The 20,469-nt window shown below is 63.6% G+C and carries 21 protein-coding genes; 11 read left to right on the forward strand and 10 right to left on the reverse strand.

Annotated features, from left to right (window positions below; translation table 11 throughout):
- The first annotated feature begins 1 nt into the window (after position 1).
- The 3 genes from PV773_RS07450 (at position 2) to PV773_RS07460 (ending at position 3,042) form a co-directional block, all read left to right on the forward strand.
- On the forward strand, positions 2-598 hold the full coding sequence (locus PV773_RS07450; protein WP_347965727.1) for a DUF2585 domain-containing protein: 597 nt from the start codon (positions 2-4) through the stop codon (positions 596-598).
- 3 nt (positions 599-601) lie between these two features.
- Positions 602-1,909 carry an ATP-dependent protease ATPase subunit HslU gene (gene hslU / locus PV773_RS07455; protein WP_347965728.1) on the forward strand — a complete coding sequence of 436 codons (1,308 nt, stop codon included), beginning with the start codon at positions 602-604 and terminating at the stop codon, positions 1,907-1,909.
- 173 nt (positions 1,910-2,082) lie between these two features.
- Positions 2,083-3,042, forward strand: a complete 960-nt coding sequence (locus PV773_RS07460; protein ID WP_347965729.1) for a DUF1402 family protein — start codon at positions 2,083-2,085, stop codon at positions 3,040-3,042.
- 105 nt (positions 3,043-3,147) lie between these two features.
- On the opposite strand, the gene PV773_RS07465 is transcribed toward PV773_RS07460, so the two are convergent.
- Genes PV773_RS07465 through PV773_RS07480 form a run of 4 tightly spaced genes read right to left on the reverse strand, consistent with a single transcriptional unit; the run spans position 3,148 to position 5,891 of the window.
- Positions 3,148-3,522 carry a helix-turn-helix transcriptional regulator gene (locus PV773_RS07465; RefSeq protein ID WP_347965730.1) on the reverse strand — a complete coding sequence of 125 codons (375 nt, stop codon included), beginning with the start codon at positions 3,520-3,522 and terminating at the stop codon, positions 3,148-3,150.
- Positions 3,519-4,058 (reverse strand): Smr/MutS family protein, encoded by a 540-nt coding sequence (locus tag PV773_RS07470; protein WP_347965731.1) that lies wholly within the window; start codon positions 4,056-4,058, stop codon positions 3,519-3,521. The genes PV773_RS07465 and PV773_RS07470 overlap by 4 nt, the downstream gene beginning before the upstream one ends.
- A complete protein-coding gene (locus PV773_RS07475) occupies positions 4,055-5,161 on the reverse strand; it encodes a murein transglycosylase A (RefSeq protein ID WP_347965732.1) in 1,107 nt (368 codons plus the stop codon). The genes PV773_RS07470 and PV773_RS07475 overlap by 4 nt, the downstream gene beginning before the upstream one ends.
- Positions 5,162-5,183: 22 nt before the next feature.
- Complete coding sequence (locus tag PV773_RS07480) at positions 5,184-5,891, reverse strand: Tim44/TimA family putative adaptor protein (RefSeq protein WP_347965733.1); 708 nt, start codon at positions 5,889-5,891, stop codon at positions 5,184-5,186.
- A 203-nt stretch (positions 5,892-6,094) separates the two neighbouring features.
- Between PV773_RS07480 and PV773_RS07485 the strand changes: the two genes are divergently transcribed.
- Both PV773_RS07485 and secB read left to right on the forward strand, forming a co-directional pair.
- Positions 6,095-6,583 (forward strand): FxsA family protein, encoded by a 489-nt coding sequence (locus PV773_RS07485; RefSeq protein WP_347965734.1) that lies wholly within the window; start codon positions 6,095-6,097, stop codon positions 6,581-6,583.
- 96 nt (positions 6,584-6,679) lie between these two features.
- On the forward strand, positions 6,680-7,171 hold the full coding sequence (gene secB, locus PV773_RS07490) for a protein-export chaperone SecB (RefSeq protein WP_340038562.1): 492 nt from the start codon (positions 6,680-6,682) through the stop codon (positions 7,169-7,171).
- Between the two features lie 115 nt (positions 7,172-7,286).
- Here the strand turns inward: secB and dnaQ are convergent, their stop codons facing one another.
- The 5 genes from dnaQ to PV773_RS07515 form a co-directional block, all read right to left on the reverse strand.
- A complete protein-coding gene (gene dnaQ, locus PV773_RS07495) occupies positions 7,287-8,003 on the reverse strand; it encodes a DNA polymerase III subunit epsilon (RefSeq protein WP_347965735.1) in 717 nt (238 codons plus the stop codon).
- Between the two features lie 67 nt (positions 8,004-8,070).
- The gene (gene coaE / locus PV773_RS07500; RefSeq protein WP_347965736.1) at positions 8,071-8,661 is read right to left on the reverse strand and encodes a dephospho-CoA kinase; all 591 of its coding nucleotides are present in this window, start codon (positions 8,659-8,661) and stop codon (positions 8,071-8,073) included.
- Positions 8,658-9,494 (reverse strand): shikimate dehydrogenase, encoded by an 837-nt coding sequence (locus PV773_RS07505; RefSeq protein WP_347965737.1) that lies wholly within the window; start codon positions 9,492-9,494, stop codon positions 8,658-8,660. The genes coaE and PV773_RS07505 overlap by 4 nt, the downstream gene beginning before the upstream one ends.
- Positions 9,487-10,086, reverse strand: a complete 600-nt coding sequence (locus PV773_RS07510) for a Maf-like protein (protein ID WP_347965738.1) — start codon at positions 10,084-10,086, stop codon at positions 9,487-9,489. Before PV773_RS07510 ends, PV773_RS07505 begins: the two co-directional genes overlap by 8 nt.
- A gap of 50 nt (positions 10,087-10,136) precedes the next feature.
- The gene (locus PV773_RS07515; protein ID WP_347965739.1) at positions 10,137-10,958 is read right to left on the reverse strand and encodes a pyruvate, water dikinase regulatory protein; all 822 of its coding nucleotides are present in this window, start codon (positions 10,956-10,958) and stop codon (positions 10,137-10,139) included.
- Positions 10,959-11,358: 400 nt separating this feature from the next.
- On the opposite strand from PV773_RS07515, the gene hemE reads away from it, so the two are divergent.
- The 3 genes from hemE to rho all read left to right on the forward strand — a co-directional run bounded on the left by hemE (position 11,359) and on the right by rho (position 14,355).
- Positions 11,359-12,393, forward strand: a complete 1,035-nt coding sequence (hemE, locus tag PV773_RS07520) for a uroporphyrinogen decarboxylase (RefSeq protein ID WP_347965740.1) — start codon at positions 11,359-11,361, stop codon at positions 12,391-12,393.
- The gene (gene hemJ, locus PV773_RS07525) at positions 12,390-12,923 is read left to right on the forward strand and encodes a protoporphyrinogen oxidase HemJ (RefSeq protein ID WP_347965741.1); all 534 of its coding nucleotides are present in this window, start codon (positions 12,390-12,392) and stop codon (positions 12,921-12,923) included. The genes hemE and hemJ overlap by 4 nt, the downstream gene beginning before the upstream one ends.
- A 166-nt stretch (positions 12,924-13,089) precedes the next feature.
- Complete coding sequence (rho, locus tag PV773_RS07530; RefSeq protein WP_018430513.1) at positions 13,090-14,355, forward strand: transcription termination factor Rho; 1,266 nt, start codon at positions 13,090-13,092, stop codon at positions 14,353-14,355.
- A gap of 4 nt (positions 14,356-14,359) precedes the next feature.
- Here rho and PV773_RS07535 read toward each other — a convergent pair whose 3' ends face one another.
- Complete coding sequence (locus PV773_RS07535; protein ID WP_347965742.1) at positions 14,360-16,378, reverse strand: thioredoxin domain-containing protein; 2,019 nt, start codon at positions 16,376-16,378, stop codon at positions 14,360-14,362.
- Between the two features lie 66 nt (positions 16,379-16,444).
- On the opposite strand from PV773_RS07535, the gene mnmE reads away from it, so the two are divergent.
- The 3 genes from mnmE (at position 16,445) to rsmG (ending at position 20,436) form a co-directional block, all read left to right on the forward strand.
- Positions 16,445-17,767, forward strand: a complete 1,323-nt coding sequence (gene mnmE / locus PV773_RS07540; protein WP_347965743.1) for a tRNA uridine-5-carboxymethylaminomethyl(34) synthesis GTPase MnmE — start codon at positions 16,445-16,447, stop codon at positions 17,765-17,767.
- 168 nt (positions 17,768-17,935) lie between these two features.
- On the forward strand, positions 17,936-19,807 hold the full coding sequence (mnmG, locus tag PV773_RS07545; protein ID WP_347965744.1) for a tRNA uridine-5-carboxymethylaminomethyl(34) synthesis enzyme MnmG: 1,872 nt from the start codon (positions 17,936-17,938) through the stop codon (positions 19,805-19,807).
- A complete protein-coding gene (gene rsmG, locus PV773_RS07550; protein WP_347965745.1) occupies positions 19,804-20,436 on the forward strand; it encodes a 16S rRNA (guanine(527)-N(7))-methyltransferase RsmG in 633 nt (210 codons plus the stop codon). Before mnmG ends, rsmG begins: the two co-directional genes overlap by 4 nt.
- Positions 20,437-20,469 lie beyond the last annotated feature (33 nt).

The raw sequence follows: 20,469 nt of genomic DNA on the forward strand, positions 1-20,469 counted from the left end.
GATGGTCGCAGGGGAGGACGCCGTCCGGGCGGAGCGCGAAAGACTGGGCTGGTGGCTGCTCGCCGCGGCCCTGATGATCGCGGGGCAAGGCCTGGCGCTCTACTGGATGGGCCACCCGGCGATCTGCAAGTGCGGGTACGTCAAGCTGTGGCACGGGGTGGTGCAAAGCTCTGAGAACTCGCAGCACATCTCCGACTGGTACACTTTCTCGCACATCATCCACGGCTTCCTGTTTTATGCGTTGCTGCGGTGGCTGATGCCCAACAGCCCGCTCGGCCTGAGGCTGGCGATCGCGGTCGGCATCGAGGTGGCCTGGGAGCTGGTGGAGAACAGCGACTTCATCATCAACCGCTACCGCGAGGGGACCATTTCCCTCGACTACTACGGCGACAGCGTCATCAACTCCGTGTCCGACACGCTGGCCATGGCGCTGGGCTTTGTGATGGCCGCACGGCTTCCTATATGGAGCATCGTGGCCCTCGCTCTCATCTTCGAAATCGGCGTCGGCTACGTCATCCGAGACAATCTGACGCTCAACGTCATCATGCTGCTGCATCCGTTCGACTCCATCAGGCAGTGGCAAGCAGGAATTGTGTGATCCATGAGTAATTTCTCCCCCCGCGAGATCGTTTCCGAACTCGACCGCTTCATCATCGGCCAGAAGGACGCCAAGCGCGCCGTGGCGATCGCGCTGCGCAACCGCTGGCGCCGGCAGCAGCTCGAAGGCCAGATGCGCGAAGAGGTGATGCCGAAGAACATCCTGATGATCGGGCCGACGGGCGTCGGCAAGACCGAGATCTCGCGCCGCCTGGCCAAGCTGGCGGGTGCGCCCTTCGTCAAGGTCGAGGCCACCAAGTTCACCGAGGTCGGCTATGTCGGCCGCGACGTCGAGCAGATCGTGCGCGACCTGGTCGAGGTCGCCATAGGGTTGGTGCGCGAGAAGATGCGTGAGGACGTCAAGGCCCGCGCCCATGTCAATGCCGAGGAGCGCGTGCTCGAGGCGCTGGTCGGCAAGACCGCGAGCCCGGCCACCCGCGACTCGTTCCGGAAAAAACTGCGCGACGGCGAACTCGACGACAAGGAGATCGAGGTCCAGGTGGCCGATACCGGTACCGGCGGCATGCCGAGCTTCGACATTCCCGGCATGCCGGGCGGCAATGTCGGCGTGCTCAACATCAACGACATGCTGTCGAAGGCGATGGGCGGCCAGCGGACCAAGACGCGCAAGACGACCATCAAGGATTCCTACGCGCTGCTGATCCAGGACGAATCCGACAAGCTGCTCGACCAGGACGAGGTGGTGCGCCGGGCGCTGGAAGTGACGGAGAACGATGGCATCGTCTTCCTCGACGAGATCGACAAGATCGCCCGCGGCGACGTCCAGGGCGGACCTTCGCGCGAAGGCGTGCAGCGGGATCTGCTGCCGCTGGTCGAAGGCACGACGGTTGCGACCAAATACGGGCAGATCAAGACCGACCACATCCTGTTCATCGCCTCGGGCGCCTTCCACATCTCGAAACCGTCGGACCTCCTGCCTGAGCTGCAGGGCCGCCTGCCGATCCGCGTCGAGCTCAGGGCGCTGGACAAGGACGACTTCCGCCGCATCCTGACCGAAACGGAGGCGAGCCTGATCAAGCAGTACATCGCCCTGATGAACACCGAGGGCGTCAACCTCGAATTCACCGACGACGCCATCGATGCGCTCGCCGGCATCGCGGTCGATCTCAACGCCACCGTCGAGAATATCGGCGCGCGGCGCCTGCAGACGGTCATGGAGCGCGTTCTGGACGAAATCTCCTACGACGCACCCGACCGCAACGGCTCAACCGTCAAGATCGACGCGGCCTATGTCGAAAAACACGTCGGCGACCTGTCCAGGAACACAGATTTGTCGCGTTTCATCCTTTAACAGGCCCGCGCCGGAGCTTCCGGCGCGACGGTTCGCGGGCGGCGGGCCGGCAACCGGAACGTGGCCGAATGCAACACTCGGCCACCTTTCGTCGGACGAGATGGGTGGCGCTCTCGACTCGACGGGACGCTTTTCCTACTTTGCCCGGCATGACCATGGGCAAGCGGCGGCGCATGAAAAAGGCTTACATTTCGGCATTCATTGCAGTTTCGATACTGAGCGCGGGATACGCCTCGGCAGCGACCGTGGTCGCCTCGGGCAACGTCAATGTCGAGCAACCGCAGGTGCCCGGAGCATCGGCAAGGCGCACAAAGGCGGGGAACACGAGCTTCGAGGCCAAATACCGCAAGGTCTATGCGCTGCTCCAGAACGACAGCAAATTGCGGGGCAAGATCAAGTCGGTGGCGCGCGACTACGGCATCGACCCGATGCACATCGTCGGCGCGATCGTCGGCGAGCACACCTACAATGTCGATGCCTACGACCGCCTGCAGACCTACTACGTCAAGGCGGTCTCGTACCTGTCGAGCAAGCTGCAGTTCAGCTACGAAGGCGAGGACATCACCGATTTCGTCAAGCGACCGCAATTTGCGGAATGCGCCGCCAAGTCGGGCAGCTACGATCTGTGGTCGTGTCGCGAGGCGGTGTGGGAACAATCCTTCCGTGGCAAGACGGTAGATGGCACAAGTTTTCCCGACGACCGCTTCAGCGCCACCTTCTTCCAGCCCTTCTATGCCGGCCAGACCTTCGGCATCGGTCAGCTCAATCCGCTGACCGCGCTGCAGATGAGCGACGAGGTCAACAAGGTCTCGGGTCTTCCGAAGCTGGACGTCGGCGACCCCAATGCCGTCTACAAGACGATCATGGACCCGGACCTGACGCTTCCCTACGTGGCGGCAACGCTGAAAACCTCGATCGACGCCTACAGGCGCATCGCCGGCTTCGACATCTCAGGCAATCCTGGGCTGACGGCCACGCTCTACAATGTCGGCAATCCGGAAGCGCGCGCCTATGCGCTGAAGGCCGAGAACGAGCGCCGCAAAGCCGCCGGCGAGCCGGAAAAGGTGCCCGAGGAGAACTACTACGGCTGGCTGGTCAACGACCGGCTCGCCGAACTCAAGGCGCTGTTTTAGACTAGAGCGGCGGGCATTCTGACGGATGCAACTCCGCCGCTCTCGTTGTTTTTCCTTGCCGCATTTGTGCGATGCCGGACGGCTCCGTCTGGCATCAAAAATGCTCTATGCGCCCTTCCGCCGCGCCAGCGCTTCGCGTAGCTGGTCGCCGAGCGCCAGGAGCTCGGCTTCGCTCAGCTCGCCGACCGCCGTTGCCAGCAAATTGGCGACCTGGGTGGCCGCGGGCGACAGGCCCGACGTGTCGACCACGACGCGCGGCCGCGACCCCTCCGCGAGCTTCTGGAGCTCCTCCGCGTCGTCCCAGATGACGTTGAAGTAGCCGATGATCTTCTGGATCATCGGCCAGCTCGGCACGCCGCGGTGGCCGTGCTCCAGTGCCGACAGGTAGGCCGCGCTGACGCCGATGGCAGAGGCCATGTCCTTCTGGCTGACGCCGCGTTCGCGCCTGAGTTCGCGGATGCGCTGGCCGAGCGGGGTCAATGGCCCGCCCTCCGACGCAGCCGGACGTAGATCGCCCCCGAGTCGCCGTGGTGGCGGGCGGCGTGGTCGTGGCTGCCGACCAGCAGTCGGAACGGCGCGGTTGCCAGCCAGGCAGGCACCATGCGCTTCAGCACGCCGTCGCCACCCTTGGAAGTGCCCTTGCCGGTGATGACCAGCACGTAGCGTAGCCCGCCGGCATGGGCGCGCGACAGGAACATGTAGAGCAGCGAATAGGCCTCTTCCTGCGTCATCCCGTGCAGGTCGACCCTGCCTTCGATCCGGAGACGGCCCTTGGAAAGCTTGTCCAGCGTCGGTTCGTCAAGGTGGTGCGAGAGGTGCTGGCGCTTCGGCGAGACCGACGGGCGCGGAGACACGTTTGGCATAGCCTGCGCCGGCGCCGCGTCCGGCATGGCGGTTGCCGTTGCTTCCGGTATTTCGACGGCTCCCCGACCCTTGAGCGGCATCGCCGTCCTGGCGACGACCGTCCACAGCACCCGCTCCTCGTCGGTAAGCTTGCGGTCGCGCCCTGCGCTCATGACGAGCCTCCGGCGAGCAGGGGCCTGGGCAACAACGCAAAGAAGTCGGCGTCGTTGCGCACGACGCCCGCGACCTCGCCGGCCGCGTCGCCAGAGCCCGCGAACAGGTCGCCGCGCGCAGGCCCGGTGATGGCCGAACCCGTATCCTGCGCGATCATCAGCCGGCCAAACGGCTTGCCGTCGAAGGCCGTCAGCGACGGCGAAGCGATGAAGAACGGCGTGCCGAATGTGTGAAGCAGGCGGTCGACTGCAACCGACCGCCCCGGAGTCAGCGGCACTTTTGCGGCGGCTATCGGTCCGAGCGAGGCGTCGTCCACGGGCGCATCCCTAAAGAAGATGTAGGAGCGGTTGCGCCAGAGAATATCGTCGATGCGATGCGGATTGGCTCTGAACCAGGCGCGGATCGACTGCATCGTGACCTCGGCCAGCGGTATTTCGCCGATTTTCGCCAGGATCCCGCCCGGTCCGGTGAAACGCTGCCCCGATTTGGCGGCGTAGGTAACCCGCCGCAACGTGCCGTCGGGCATCCTCAGCCGCGCCGCGCCCTGGACATGGACGAAAAACGCGTCGACCGGATCGGCCAGCCAGGCAATGTCCAGCCCACGGGCGCGCAAGGCCCCGCGCTCGATCGCCTCGCGGTCGAAATACTCGACCAGGCCGTCAGGGGTCTGCCGGGCAAAGGCGAGGTACGGATCCATGCCGGTCGGCCGGTTGGCCACGTCGACGTCGACCAGGTCGGCTGGCCGCCCGAGCAAGGGCACCGTGAAACGTTCGGTCCGGACGGGGGAGGCGTCGACCTCGGGCTCATAGAACCCGGTGACCAGCCCTGCGGGGCGACCAGCTGGCGCCACGAAGGCCGGTTGGAAATGCCGCGCGAAGAACGAGCGAGCGGCAGCTCCGTCACGACAAGAGCGTTCGCGCGCCTCGGCATAGGCTTCGCCGAAAGCACCGGAATCCACGCCGAGCGCGCCAGTGCGATAGGGCTTGGTCAGGACATGGAAGGCCGAACGGCGGAAAGCTTCGAAGGCGCCCAGCTGGTCGTCGGCGAGCCAGCCGGGCAGGTCGGCGAAGCTGATCGGCCGGAATGCGGGGGCGAGCGGCACAGGCGTCGTCCGCCCTATCTGATCAGTCTTCTTCCTCGGTCGCGACAAGCTTCCAGTTCGGGTCGCGCGAGCGCGTGTCGCGGGCGAAGGTCCAGACGTCCTTGACCTCGGCCACGGTTTCCGGGTCGCCGTCGATGACCGTGCCGGCCTTGTCGCGCGTCGCCGAGATAAGTTCGCTGACGATCCGCAGCGTGACATGGGCCTCCGAGCCCTTCATCTCGGCCGAAACGATGTCGGCCTTGTCGATGCCGACAAAGGACGACTGGATCTTCTCCGAACGGCCCTCGCGGTCGCTGATGGCAGCGACGAAGCCGTCGAAGACTTCGCGCGACAGCAGGTTCTTCAGCGTCTTTCGGTCGCCATCGGCATAGGCCATGACGATCATCTCGTAGGCCATCTTGGCGCCGTCGACGAAACCCTTGGGTTCAAAGGAGGCATCCGCGTCCTTGATGGCGCGTAGGCCCTTGTTGAGGTCCGTACCCGGCTGGGCGAAGGCGTCGATCGCGGCATAGGCCTCTTCGCCGGTTTCACCGGCGGCGCGCTTGCGCGGCAGCGAGACGACGTTCTCCGACTTGCCATTGGCGTCCTGGGAACGGTTGCGTGCGGCAGTATAAGGGTCGAACGGCGGGCGTTCGTTGCCGGTACGGCGTCCGAGCACGTTGCGGAGTTGGAAAAAGATCACAACCGCCGCGATCAGAAAGAAAATCGTGCCGAAATCGAAGAATTCCATATCTTCCGCCGATCCGTCCCTTGTTCGCGGCCTGAGCCGGACTATCTGCCATTCGCTGGTGCCCTGCGAGCACCCCTTAGCCCTTGCATATAGAACGCATGCGCCGATCATTCAAATCAAAGGCGCAGCGTCCTATCTAGAGATGTATGCGATTTGCGTGTGACCGCATGTCGCTGGGACCTTAACTCGAACCGGACCAATCCATGCTGCCCCTACTGATCCTCGCCCTGCCGCTGCTGGAGATCGCCGGTTTCGTCGTCGTGGGCAGCGAAATCGGCGTGCTTCCGACCATCGGGCTGGTGCTGCTCAGCGCCGTCGTGGGCTCGGTGCTGCTGCGCGTACAGGGTTTCGGGGTCATGACCCGCATCCGCAACGAACTCGATGCCGGACGAGATCCCAGCAAGGAGCTCGCCAACGGCGCCATGATCGTACTCGCCGGCATCCTGCTCCTGATCCCCGGCTTCATCACCGACGTCTTCGGCATCCTGCTGTTTCTGCCGCCAGTGCGCGAGCTCGCTTGGCGCTTTCTGAGCAAGCGCGTGCATTTCGCGACGGATTTCAGCGGTTTCGCCCGCCGCGGCGGCCCGACGCCCGGCAAGACCATCGACCTCGACAAGAACGATTTCTCCCGTCAGCCGAACCCCAATTCGCCTTGGCGCTCCATCGGCAACGAACGTGGTGACAGGGACTGACGCCGGCAAAACCTTGTCTTGCCATGCCGAGCATGCTAGCCAACGCGCGATTCCAATACGGGCCGCGCCGCGGCCAAGCCAAGAGGAAACAGGCTTATGGCCACGAACGATGCGCCTGAAGGCGCCAACGGCAACGGGAACTCGCAGCCGACGCTCAACGTCCTGGCGCAATATGTGAAGGACTTCTCCTTCGAGAGCCCCGGCGCGCCGAACTCGCTGCGCGGCCGTGACAAGGCCCCCGGCATCAACATCAACGTCAACGTCAACGCCAATCCGATGACGGACAAGCAGTTCGACGTGAACCTGACGCTCAACGCCAAGGCCGCCTTCGACAACGACGTCCTGTTCAACGTCGAGCTGGTGTACGGCGGCGTCTTCCGCATCGACGGCTTCCCGCAGGAGCACATGCTGCCGCTGCTTTTCATCGAGTGCCCGCGCCTGCTGTTCCCGTTCGCCCGCCAGATCATCGCGGACGCGACCCGCAACGGCGGCTTCCCGCCGCTGATGCTCGACCCGATCGACTTCGCTCAGATGTTCCAGCAGAAGATCGCCGAGGAAAAGGCTGCCTCGAAGGTCAAGGCGAGCTAAACCTCGGCGACCCATCGCATTTCGTTCAGAGCCCGGCCTTGTGCCGGGCTTTTTCGTTTCAAGGATTGTTGGAACGCTTTTGGTGCCTGGGCAGGCGGCACTCACGCTCGCCGCGTCACGCGGACGGCGTTTGTTGGGCGAGCTTGCTCCAGATCGCCTTTTCGCCCAGCTGGCCGACCAGCTTTTCATGGGCAGCGATCTCAGCCTCGCTCAGCCGTGGGGGCAGCGGTTCGGGCCGCGCCGATATGACGATCTCGACGTCTACGGAACTGCGTCCGTTGGCGGCCGAACCGGCCGCACTGTCGAGCACCAGTGCGGCCTGCTTGCCGCCGATCAGTTCGATATAGACTTCCGCCAGGAGTTCGGAGTCGAGCAGCGCGCCATGCTTGGTGCGGCGGCTGTTGTCGATGCCGTAGCGCCGGCAGAGCGCATCGAGCGAATTCGGCCCCATCGGGTGCTTGCGGCGGGCAAGCGCCAGGGTATCGATCACCAGACCCGGATCGACGGCAGCAACGCTGAGCCGCGCGAACTCGGCATTGATGAAGCCCATGTCGAAGTTCGCGTTGTGCGCCACGAGCTTGGCGCCGTCGATGAATTCCAGAAAGTCATCCAGGATCTCGGGAAAGGTCGGCTTGCCCTCGAGATCGGCATTGCTGATGCCGTGCACCTCCTGTGCCTCGGGGTGCACCGAGCGCCCTTGCGGATTGATGTACTGGTGGAACGTCCGCCCGGTCGGGAAGCGGTTGATCAGTTCGACGCCGCCAATCTCGATGACGCGATCCTCGCGGTTGTCGAGGCCGGTGGTTTCGGTATCGAAAATGATCTCGCGCAAGTGATTCTCCTTGGCTGCGAGCATGCCCTCCCGCCCGGCCGGCGGACAAGTGCGGCGATTCGCCGGCCTAGGGCTTTCCCACCGTCAAATCGTCGATGATTGCCTGGACGGCCGCGCGTGCCGCGTCGAGCCCACGGCTGGTGTCGACGACATAGTCGGCGAGCTTGCGCTTTTCTGCGTCGGGAACCTGCTTGGCCAGGATCGCCTCGAACTTCTCCGCCGTCATGCCGGGGCGGGCGAGCACGCGTTCGCGCTGCACGTCGGCAGGGGCCGTCACCACCACCACCTTGTCGACGCGGCCGCGTCCGCCGGTCTCGAACAGAAGCGGGATGTCGAGCACGGCGATGGCAGCACCTGCTGCCCGGCACCGCTCGAGAAATGCGTTGGCGTCGGCCCGAACCAAAGGATGCACGATGGCCTCCACCTTCTTCAGCGCCGCGGCGTTGCCCAGCACATGGCGGGACAGCTCGGCGCGATCGACGACGCCGTCCATGACCGTACCTGGAAAGGCCGCATCGATCAGGGGGGCCGCCTCCCCGGCATAGAGCCGGTGCACCGCCTCGTCGGAATCGTGCACCGGCACGCCCGCCTCGGCGAACATCCTCGCCGTGGTCGACTTGCCCATGCCGATGGACCCGGTCAGCCCCAGTACGATCATTTCCTGGCGTCCAGGTCGGCAACGATCAGGTTGCGCAATTCGGGCGTAACCTCCGGCCGGCGCCCGAACCAGCGCTCGAAGCCGGGCACCGCCTGGTGCAGCAGCATGCCGAGACCGTCCACCGTTTTCAGACCTCGCGCCCTGGCCGCAGCGAGCAGCGGCGTCTCAAGCGGCACATAGACGATGTCGGTGACGATTGCATGGTCCGGCAGGCCGGCGGGATCAGCCGGCAGGCCCTCGTTGCCGTGCATGCCGAGCGCGGTGGTGTTGACCAGGAGCGAGGTGTCGCCGAGCAATTCGCCGGTCGCGGCCTGGGTGTGAGCAGTCACGCCCGGTCCGAACTGGCTAGCGAGTTCCTCGGCTCGTGCAACGGTGCGGTTGACGATGCGGATATCCTTGAAGCCGCGCTGCTTCAGCGCGTGGATGATGGCCCGCGCGGCGCCGCCGGCGCCGAGAACCACTGCAACGCCTCCTGCCGCCCAGCCCGGTGCGAACTGATCGAGGTTGGCGGCGAAGCCGTAGGCGTCGGTATTGCCGCCCCAGAGCATGCCGTCATCGAGCCAGAGCGTATTCACCGCACCGATCTGCTCGGCCGCTTCGTCGCGAAGCTGGACCTGAGCAAACGCGACCTCCTTGTGCGGGATGGTGACGTTGCCGCCACGGAACCCGGTGGCAGCCAAACCATCGAGAAAGGCCGAAAAATCCTCCGGCGCAACGTCCACGGCCGTATAGGAGCCGTCGATGCCGTGGCTTTTCAGCCAGTGGCCATGGATCATCGGCGAGCGCGAATGGGCGATCGGATGACCGCAGACGAATGCCTTCAGTTCAGCCATCGACAGCGCCCAGTTCCCTCAGTTTCTCCAGGACAGGCAAAAGCGGCAGTCCGACGATGGTGAAGTAGTCGCCTTCGACCTTGTCGAAGAGCTGGATGCCTTCGCCCTCGATCTGGTAGGCGCCGACGCTCGACAGGGCCTTGTCGCCGACCCGCGCTAGGTGACGGCCGATGAATGCGGGATCGAGCTCGCGCATGGTCAGCGAAGCGATGCCGACATGCCGCCATAGCGTCTCGCCGTCGCGGACGAGCACGGCGGCGCTGTTGAGATGGTGCGTCTTGCCCGACAGCTTGAGCAGGTGGCGACGGGCGCCTTCCATGTCGGCCGGCTTGTGGAACACCTCGTCGCCGAGAGACAGCGTCTGGTCGCAGCCGAGCACCAGCCTGCCGGGGTGTTCCTCGCTGACGGCCGTCGCCTTGGCTTCGGCAAGCACGAGCGCCACGTCCTCCGGGGATGCGCCGCTGTCGGCCAACGGGGCTTCCAGCGCGCGTTCGTCGAGATCCGCGGGGATTGCCTCGACGCCGATGCCGGCATGTTCGAGCAGCTTCTTCCGGAATGGGCTTCCGGACGCCAGGATGAGTTTTTCGGTCACGGGCCTTGCCTGTCTCGTGGCGCGGCCATCGGCGCCGCCAGTCTTCGCTCCTAGCGGCTCTTGTTGCGCAGGGCAACGATCGCCGCGGCCGTCTCCTCGATCGAACGGCGGCTGACGTCGATCATCGGCCAGTTGTGCCGGGTGCATATCTGCCGCGCATAGGCGAGTTCCTCGGTGATCGAGGCCCTGTCGATATATTCCTGGGCGTCGAACGCCATGGTCGAGCCGAGGATGCGGTTTTGACGGACATGCGAGATGCGTTCGGCCGTCGCCACCAGCCCGACGATCAGCGGCACCCTGGCGGAGACCAGGCTTTCGGGCACCGGCACGCCGAGCACGATGGGGATGTTGGCGGTCTTGATGCCGCGATTGGCCAGATAGATGCTGGTCGGCGTCTTAGACGTCCGGGAAATGCCGATCAGCACGACATCCGCCTGGTCGATGTCGTCCGGCAGCTGCCCGTCGTCGTGCTCCATGGTGAAGTTCAGCGCGTCGATGCGGCGGAAGTATTCGGCGTCGAGAACGTGCTGGGCGCCGACCCTGCGGCCCGCCGGCGCGCCCAGGTAGGACTGGAATACGGTCAGCACCGGTTCGAGCACCGACACGCACGGCAAGCCCATCGCCGCACAACGGCTGTCGATGATGCCGGCCAGATGCTGGTCGACCACCGTGTACAGCACGATGCCTGGCTCTTCGTCGATGTCGTCGAACACCTTCATCAGCTGCTTTTCGGTGCGGATCAGCGGGTAGATGTGCTCGATCGCGCGGGCGTCCTTGTATTGCGCCGAAGCCGCGCGGCCGGCGGCCAGCAAGGTTTCGCCGGTAGCATCGGAAATGAGGTGCAGGTGGAAGAAGCTTTGCGGTTTGTTCACAGCGGGCGCCCGGGTCTGTGGTCAAATGTGGATAAAGGGCCGGCACGGCCCGATGCGGTCGGCGCGACTGTATCAGATGCCAATTTGTCCACAATTCGGTCCGCTGTCAGTTTCGCCGCGGCGGCGGGGAGTATTGTGGGGATTGTTTGATCATCCCTGGCCGCTCACAGAATCAGGATCCCTTCGCCGGGCAGCTAGGGCTTTGATTCAGATCGTTGAATCGAAAGCAGTCACGGAGTTTTCCCCAGTGGCCAAAACGCTTGCGCGTCACTATGACAGGTGGAAAACGGGGGCCGCCTATGAACAGGTGCCAATCCACGATTCCAACAGAGTCTAAGAATCAGAAGACTCTTTCTCTAAGAATTTTTGTTTATAGATGGCTCCAGGAAAGCGAGGCTCAATGCCCGTGAAACGCGCCCTTCTCCAAGTCCTCAAAGGCGAGAGCCTCGACGTTCCTCCGCTCTGGATGATGCGCCAGGCCGGACGCTATCTCCCCGAGTACCGGGAGACACGGAAAAAGGCGGGGAGCTTCCTCGACCTCTGCTACAATCCCGATTTCGCCGTCGAGGTGACGCTGCAGCCGATCAGGCGCTTTGATTTCGACGCCTCGATCCTGTTCTCCGACATCCTGGTCGTTCCCCACGCGCTCGGTCGCGACCTCCGCTTTGAAGAGGGGCGAGGGCCGTTGATGACGCCGATCACGGCGAATGAAGTTGCCGCGCTCGATGGCGAAAAGTTTCACGTGAATCTCGAACCGGTCTACGAGACCGTGCGGCGGCTGCGGCGGGAATTGCCGGACAAGACCACCCTGATCGGCTTCTGCGGCGCACCCTGGACTGTCGCCACCTACATGATCGCCGGCCATGGAACCCCCGACCAGGCGCCGGCGCGGCTGTTCGCCTACCGCGAGCCCGAGGCGATGGCGAAGCTGCTGTCGATCCTTGCCGATCATTCGGCCTCCTACCTCATTCGCCAGATCGAAGCGGGTGCCGACGTGGTGCAGATCTTCGATTCCTGGTCGGGCGTGCTCGACGAAGCGAGCTTCGACAAGTGCTGCGTGAAACCGGTGGCCGAGATCGTGCGCAAGGTGAGGGCGGCGCATCCCCATGTGCCGATCATCGGCTTTCCCAAGGGGGCCGGCGCGCAGCTCTCCAGCTATCGCGAACGGACCGGCGTCACCGGTCTTGGCCTAGACTGGACGGTTCCGCTCGCGCAGGCGAAGGCGCTGCAGGCGGGTGGCGCGGTGCAGGGCAACCTCGATCCGCTCCGCCTCGTTGCGGGTGGCAAGGCCCTGGAACAAGGCATCGACGCGATCCTGGATGCGCTGGGGTCGGGGCCGCTGATCTTTAATCTCGGCCATGGGATCACGCCGGAGACGCCGGTCGCGCATGTCGAGGCAATGGTCAAGCAGGTGAGAAGGGCAGTGCGGCGATGAGCATCAACGTACAATCGAGTGGCGGATCTGCCGCCAAGCGTGCGGCTATTGCCATCGTGGTCCTTGTCGCGCTGACGGCAGCGCTGTTTTTTGCGGCGCCCGAAGGTTTTTATCTCTGGGCCAAGGCGATCCATGTCATCGCGGTGATCTCGTGGATGGCCGGGATGCTCTACCTGCCGCGGCTGTTCGTTTATCACGCGGAGGCCGAAAGGGGCTCGGTGCAGTCCGAGACCTTCAAGGTGATGGAACGACGCCTGCTGCGCGGCATCATCAACCCTGCCATGACCGTGACCTGGGTTTTCGGTCTGTGGCTCGCGTGGAAAGGGTTTGGCTTCTCCGGCGGATGGCTGCATGCCAAGATCGCCGCCGTTCTCCTGATGTCGGGTGTGCATGGCTACCTGTCGGCATCGGTGCGCCGCTTTGCCGAGGATCGCAACGAGAAGCCGTCGCGGCACTGGCGCATCGTCAATGAGGTCCCCACGGTGCTGATGATCGCGATCGTGATCCTGGTGGTGGTCAAGCCGTTTTAGATCGCTTCCAAAATCGTGGGACCGCGCCTTGCTCTTTCGGCTGGGGAGGGATACAAAGCTGTTCTTCCTTCCAGCCATGCGCCGTCTTCACCCGCTCTCTGGCCGCGCCCGGCGCTTATCGCGATAAGCCGATAGAATTTTCCCCACGCTCACCCAGAGTCCGTTCATGCAGGAAATGAAACTCCAGGATTTCAAGAACAAGAAGCCGACCGATCTGATCGCGTTTGCCGAATCGCTCGAGGTCGAGAACGCCAGCGTCATGCGCAAGCAGGAGCTGATGTTCGCCATCCTGAAGAAGCTTGCCGCGCAGGACATCGAGATCATCGGCGACGGCGTGGTGGAAGTGCTGCAGGACGGTTTCGGCTTCCTGCGCTCGGCCAACGCTAACTACCTGCCGGGACCGGATGACATCTATATCTCGCCCTCGCAGATCCGCCGTTTCTCGCTGAAGACCGGCGACACGGTGGAAGGCCCGATCCGCAGTCCGAAGGAAGGCGAGCGCTATTTCGCGCTGCTCAAGGTCAACACCATCAATTTCGACGATCCCGAGAAGATCCGTCACAAGATCCACTTCGACAACCTGACGCCGCTCTACCCGACGTCGCGGCTGAAGATGGAAGTCGAGAATCCGACGACCAAGGACATCTCGCCCCGCGTCATCGACCTGGTGGCGCCGCTCGGCAAGGGCCAGCGCGCCCTGATCGTGGCGCAGCCGCGCACCGGCAAGACCGTGCTGCTGCAGAACATCGCGCACTCGATCACCACCAACCATCCCGAATGCTATCTGATCGTGCTTCTGATCGACGAGCGTCCGGAAGAAGTGACCGACATGCAGCGCTCGGTGAAGGGCGAGGTGGTGTCGTCGACCTTCGACGAACCGGCCGTTCGCCACGTCCAGGTTGCCGAAATGGTCATCGAGAAGGCCAAGCGCCTGGTCGAACACGGCCGCGACGTCGTCATCCTGCTCGATTCGATCACCCGCCTCGGCCGCGCCTACAACACCGTCGTGCCGTCATCCGGCAAGGTGCTGACCGGCGGTGTCGATGCCAACGCGCTGCAGCGTCCGAAGCGCTTCTTCGGTGCAGCCCGCAACATCGAAGAGGGCGGTTCGCTCACCATCATCGCCACCGCGCTGATCGATACCGGCAGCCGAATGGACGAAGTCATCTTCGAAGAGTTCAAAGGCACCGGCAACTCGGAAATCGTGCTCGACCGCAAGGTGGCGGACAAGCGCATCTACCCTGCGATGGACATCCTGAAGTCCGGCACCCGCAAGGAAGACCTCCTGGTGCAGCGGCAGGATCTGCAGAAGATCTTCGTTCTGCGCCGTATCCTCGCGCCGATGGGGACGACCGACGCGATCGAATTCCTCATCGACAAGCTGAAGCAGACCAAGACCAACGCCGACTTCTTCGATTCGATGAATACCTGAGCCGTCAGCGCCGGCGCAGCGCTGCTTCGAGCGCTTCGGGATCGTTGATGACAGGAAGGCAAGTGAGGCCGGCGCAGAGATAGGCGCCGGCCTTTTTCGTGTCCGGCAGTTCGTCTCCCGGCAGCGTGGCGTGGGCCGGTTGCTCCCCGAGCGCGAGAATTATGTCTACCCGGCGCGGGTCCGGGCTTCGATTCGCCACCGGAACAAGCTTTGGTTCGACTGGGTCCTCGACGATTATCAGCTTCTTGGGTTCATGCAGCAGGACGCAGGCATTGACGATGCCGGCCTGGCCATATTGCTGTCCCTGGATACGACCGGTGGCATGGGCGCCGACGTCCCAGGCCCTGCGTTCCAATTCAAGGTCGCCCGTGGCGGAAGCCAGCCGCACCATGGCCTCGATGACCTGGCTCGAGGCGGATGGGATCGCTTCGTCGACATCGCCGCGTATGCGCAGTGGCACATCGCCGCTGTCCGCGGCGGTGAGGTAGTAACCGCTGCCTGTCGCATCGAGATACCAGCGGTCGAGTTGCTCGAGGAAGTCGCGGGCGCGATCGATGTAGGTGCTGTCCCGCGTTGCTTCGAAAAGCGAAACCGCTGCGTTGATCATGGCGGCATAGTCGCTGGAAAGCGCCGGAAAGAGCCGCCTGTCCCCGAGGCTGGAGTGGGGAAGGCGCCCGTCCTGGTCGACCGCTGCCGCGATCGCCTCGAAGGCACTGGCAGCGGTGGATATCCACTCCTTGCGGCCGAGCGAGCGCCCGGTTTCGGCAAGAGCGGCGATCGCCAGGCCGTTCCAGTCGGTCAGCGTCTTGTCGTCGCGGCCGGGGCGTATGCGATTTTCGCGCGATAGCTGCAATCGTTCCAGGACTGTTCGAACGGTTTTGCTTTCGGTCAGGGCCAGATCGGCTTGCGCCTGTGTCTGGCAGACGACGGGGTCGCCTTCCCAAGCGGCCGGCTTCTCCAGTGAGAAGTATTTGAAAAATATGGAGGAATCGTTTCCAAGCGCGGATTCGATTTGAGCTCTCGTCCAGGTGTAAAAGCGACCTTCTTCGCCTTCGCTGTCGGCATCTAGGCTCGACGCGAATGTTCCCGCCGGCAACTGCATCTCGCGAAGCATCCAGTCCACCGTCTGTTCGATTCGCATCCGAAACAGTTCGTCTGCAGAGGCTGCATAAGCCCAGTTGAGCAGCCTGATGAGCTGGGCGTTGTCGTACAGCATCTTCTCGAAATGCGGGATCAGCCATTCGGCATCAGTGGAGTACCTGGCCAACCCGCCGCCGACTTGGTCGTAGATCCCGCCACGCAGCATGTGCTCCAGGCTTTCGAGAACGTCGTCGCGATGCTTCTCGTTTCCCGACTTAAGCCAGGAAAGCCATAGCGTCTGCATGAACGGCGCATTGGGGAATTTCGGCGCTCCGCGCAAGCCGCCCAGTTCCCTGTCGATGAGGCTGGAAATACCGGAGGCCAAGGTCCTGACCGCCTCTGCGGTGAGTTCGGCCGGAGCTGCACTGCCGCCCAGCCTCTGACCTACATGCTGGCTGAGTTCCTGGGCGCTCTGGAGGATATTCGCTCGCTTGCCACGCCAGGCTGCGTCCACGGCATTGAGCACCTGGATGAAGCCGGGGCGGCCATAACGCGGTTCGCGTGGGAAGTAGGTACCGCCCCAGAACGGCTTGGCGTCGGGCGTGAGAAACATGGTCAGCGGCCAGCCGCCTTGTTCGCCCATGCTGGCCAGTCCGGCCATATAGATCTGGTCGATGTCGGGCCGCTCCTCGCGGTCCACCTTGATATTGACGAACAGCCGGTTCATTACCTCGGCGACCTGCTCGTTCTCGAAGCTTTCATGGGCCATGACGTGGCACCAGTGGCACGCGGCATATCCGACCGAGAGCAGAATGGGGCGGTCGAGGCGGACGGCCTCTGCCAGCGCACCCTTTGACCAGGGCCTCCAATGCACCGGGTTTTCGGCATGTTGGCGCAGATAGGGGCTACCTTGGTCGCGCAGCAGGTTCTTGGTGGGAAGCATGCTCGGCTTGCTCCAAAACAGATGCTAAGAGACTTCAAACCTAGGGCGCTTCCATAGGGCGAGCAAATGCAATTCACCGATTCGATCGTCGCCTTGTCGAGCGGACATCTCCCGTCCGGCGTGGCGATCGTGCGCATCTCCGGCCCGCAGGTTCGATTCGCTCTCGAAACGATTGCCGGCAGCGTTCCAAACCCGAGGCGAGCGCACTATGGCCCCTTGCGCAGTGGCGGCGAGCTGATCGACCACGGCCTGACGCTTTTCTTTCCAGGTCCCAACAGTTTTACCGGCGAGGATTGCGGCGAATTCCATGTTCATGGCGGGAGGGCGGTGGTTTCGGCGCTGCTGGCCGCGGTCAGCGGCCTGGCTGGATTCAGGCATGCGGAGGCAGGCGAGTTCACCAGGCGGGCATTTCTCAACGGCAAGGTGGACCTGCTCGCGGCAGAGGCGCTCGCGGACCTGATCAATTCGGAAACGGAAGCGCAGCGGCAGTTTGCAGTCCTCAACGCGGGCGGCGCCCAGAGCGAACTCTACCGCTCGTGGCGGCAGCAACTGATCCACGCGCGCGCCATGATAGAAGCCGAGATGGATTTTGCCGACGAGGCCGACGTGCCTGGATCGGTCTCTGACCAAGTGTGGCACGACGTCGAAATGCTGGTCGCCGAGATCGATCGGCACATCGCCGGCTACGGCAGGGCGGAGATGATCAGGGACGGTTTCGACGTGGTCATACTCGGGGCACCCAATGCCGGCAAATCCAGCCTGCTGAACGCCCTGTTGAAGCGTGAGGTAGCGATCGTCACCGACGAGCCGGGCACGACGCGCGACCTCGTCGAAGCGGCGCTCGACCTGGATGGAGTGAAGATCCGCGTGACGGACACGGCCGGCCTGCGTGAACCCGCAGGCAAAGTCGAGGCAATTGGTATCGCCAGGGCGCGGGAAAGGGCCAGATCGGCCGATCTCATCCTCTACCTCGAGGACCTTGCCGGGCCCCGCGGCAGTGCAGAGGCGCCCGCAGAAACGCCTGTTGTGACGGTGGGCACCAAACTCGACCAGGTCGAAGGAGGTTCGGGCAATCTCTCCAGCTACGACGTTGCAATATCGACGCGCACGGGCCAAGGCCTGGACACGTTGCTGGACTTGGTTGGCGAGCGCGCGCGGCAGGCCGTGGGCAAGCGAGGCGAAGTGCTGCCTTCGCGCTTGCGGCATGTCGAACTGCTCAGAGAGGCTACCGGTTATCTGCGTGAAGCCCTGGCAGCCGACTCGCAATTCTTGGAGATCAAAGCTGAAAATCTGCGTCTCGCGAGCGATCGGATAGGTCGCATCTCCGGTGCGGTGGATGTGGAAGATCTGCTCGACGTGATCTTTTCACAGTTTTGCATCGGCAAGTGATTCACGTGAAACAACGGCCGGACATTGCGTGATTCACGTGAAACACTGAAGAAATGCCCGGCGGCCACCCCGCTGGGTTGTTTCACGTGAAACCACCACCTGTGCGATTCCCTTGACAGGCAGTGTCGTAAGGGACATCTGTCCTGCCATGCATTTCAGGAGAGATTCATGAGCGAACGCTACGACGTCGTCGTGGTCGGTGGGGGGCATGCCGGCTGCGAAGCCGCTTCCGCATCGGCGCGCGCCGGTGCCATGACCGCGCTTGTGACCCTTCGGTGCGACACGATCGGAACGATGTCCTGCAATCCGGCCATCGGCGGCCTCGGAAAGGGGCACCTCGTGCGTGAGATTGACGCGATGGACGGCCTAATGGGTCGGGTGGCCGATGCGGCGGGCATCCAGTTTCGCCTTCTCAACCGACGCAAGGGTCCGGCGGTCCGCGGCCCGCGCACCCAGGCAGACCGCAAGCTCTATCGCCTGGCCATGCAGGCTGCCATTGCCGAACAGCCGAACCTCGACGTCGTCGAAGGCGAAGTCTTCGATTTCGTACTCGACCAGTCCGGAGTCCAGGCGGTAGTTCTCGCCGACGGCCGTCGTCTCGACTGTGGGGCGATCGTGCTGACCACCGGCACGTTCCTGCGCGGCCTCATCCATATCGGCGAGCGCAAATTCGCTGCCGGTCGCATGAACGAACAGGCTTCGATAGGCCTGTCGAAAACGCTGAAGCGGGCCGGTTTCGCGCTTGGACGACTGAAGACGGGGACCCCGCCGCGCCTCGACGGCAAGACGATCGATTGGGCTTCCCTCGAAAAGCAGGCGGCGGACGAGGATCCGGTGCCCTTTTCGCTGCTGACCGACCGGCTGGCAAATCCGCAGATCGAATGCGGCATCACCCGCACGACCGAGCGCACGCACAGCATCATCCGTGAAAATCTTGGCCGTTCGGCCATGTACTCCGGGTCGATCGAAGGCGTGGGGCCACGCTACTGTCCGTCGATCGAGGACAAGATCGTCAAGTTCGGCGACCGGGATGGGCACCAGATCTTCCTGGAACCAGAAGGGCTCGACGACGACACGGTCTACCCGAACGGCATCTCGACCTCGCTCCCGGAAGACGTTCAGCTCGACATCCTCAAGTCGATCCCCGGGCTGGAAACGGCCGTGATGCTACAGCCGGGCTATGCGATCGAATACGACCATGTAGATCCGCGCGAATTGGAACCGACGCTCGAGACCAAGCGTGTCACAGGGCTCTACCTGGCCGGCCAGATCAACGGCACGACTGGATATGAAGAGGCGGGCGCGCAGGGATTGGTCGCCGGCCTCAACGCTGCGCGCAGGGCCGGAGGCGCCGAGCAGCTCGTCTTCAGCCGCGCCCAGGCCTATATCGGGGTGATGATCGACGATCTGACCAGCCGCGGCATCAGCGAGCCATATCGGATGTTCACCTCGCGCGCCGAATTCCGCCTGTCGCTGCGGGCGGACAACGCCGATGAGCGGCTGACGCCCCTGGCCATTGAACTCGGGGTCGCTTCCGGCGAACGTAGCGCGCGCTATGGCGAGATGGTCGCGCGGGTCGAGCGGGCGCGAGCCCTGGCCAAATCGCGCACGCTCTCTCCAAACGAAGCGCGGCGGCACGGCATCGAAGTCAATCTCGATGGTATCAAGCGTTCGCTGTATGAACTTCTCGCCTACCCCAATATCGATATTGCCAATCTGGCATCGATCGAGCCTGAATTGAAGTCGCTCGACACCAAGACGGCCGAAGCGCTTGAAACGGAGGCGAAATATTCGGTCTATCTCGACCGTCAGAAAGCCGATGCAGCGCTGATCCTCAAGGAAGAAGAGAGAATCATTCCCGAAGCACTTGATTTCGAGTCGGTTCCCGGGCTCTCCAATGAGTTGAGGCAGAAAATGCGCTTGCGCCGACCCCGGTCGCTGGCCGAGGCACAGCGTATCGACGGCATGACTCCTGCAGCTCTTGCCATCATCCTGGCTCATGTCCGCAATGCCGAGGCGGAAAACAGGGGTGCCGCGTGAAAGACAGTGCCTACGCCCGGTTGCAGGATGTCGCCGGGCCAGTTTCACGTGAAACATTCGATCGGCTTGCGGCATTTGAGCGTGTGTTCCGCAAATGGGCACAGCGGATAAACCTCGTCGCGCCCTCCACGCTCGACGACGTCTGGGAGCGTCATATCCTCGACAGCGCGCAGGTGGTGCGGCTGGGCGGCGCCGCTGCGCGGTGGCTGGACATAGGCTCGGGTGGCGGTTTCCCTGGCCTGATCATCGCCTCGATGATCGCCGGTCGCCCTGGCGCCTCGATCGATCTGGTGGAAAGCAACCGCAAGAAGGCCAGCTTCCTGCAAGCGGTCGTTGGCGAGTTGGCGCTGCCCGCCCGGGTGCATGCGAAGCGAATCGAAGATGTTCATGGCGTGATTCGCGCTCCGGATGTCCTGAGTGCGCGTGCCTTGGCGCCTCTGCCGCTGCTGCTCGAGCTTTCTTCGCCCTGGCTGGAGACCGGAACGACGGCCCTGTTTCACAAAGGCCGGGATTACCGGCAGGAAATCCAGGATAGCGCTCCCAGCTGGAGATTCGATCTGGTAGAACATCCCAGCCTGACCGACGCGCAGGGAGTAATTCTCGAGATTCGGAACCTGCGTCGCGCCTGATCTGCGACGCCGAGACGGAAAATAGCAGTCGAG

It is taken from the genome of Mesorhizobium sp. CC13 (genome assembly GCF_039907765.1).
GTDB lineage: Bacteria > Pseudomonadota > Alphaproteobacteria > Rhizobiales > Rhizobiaceae > Aminobacter.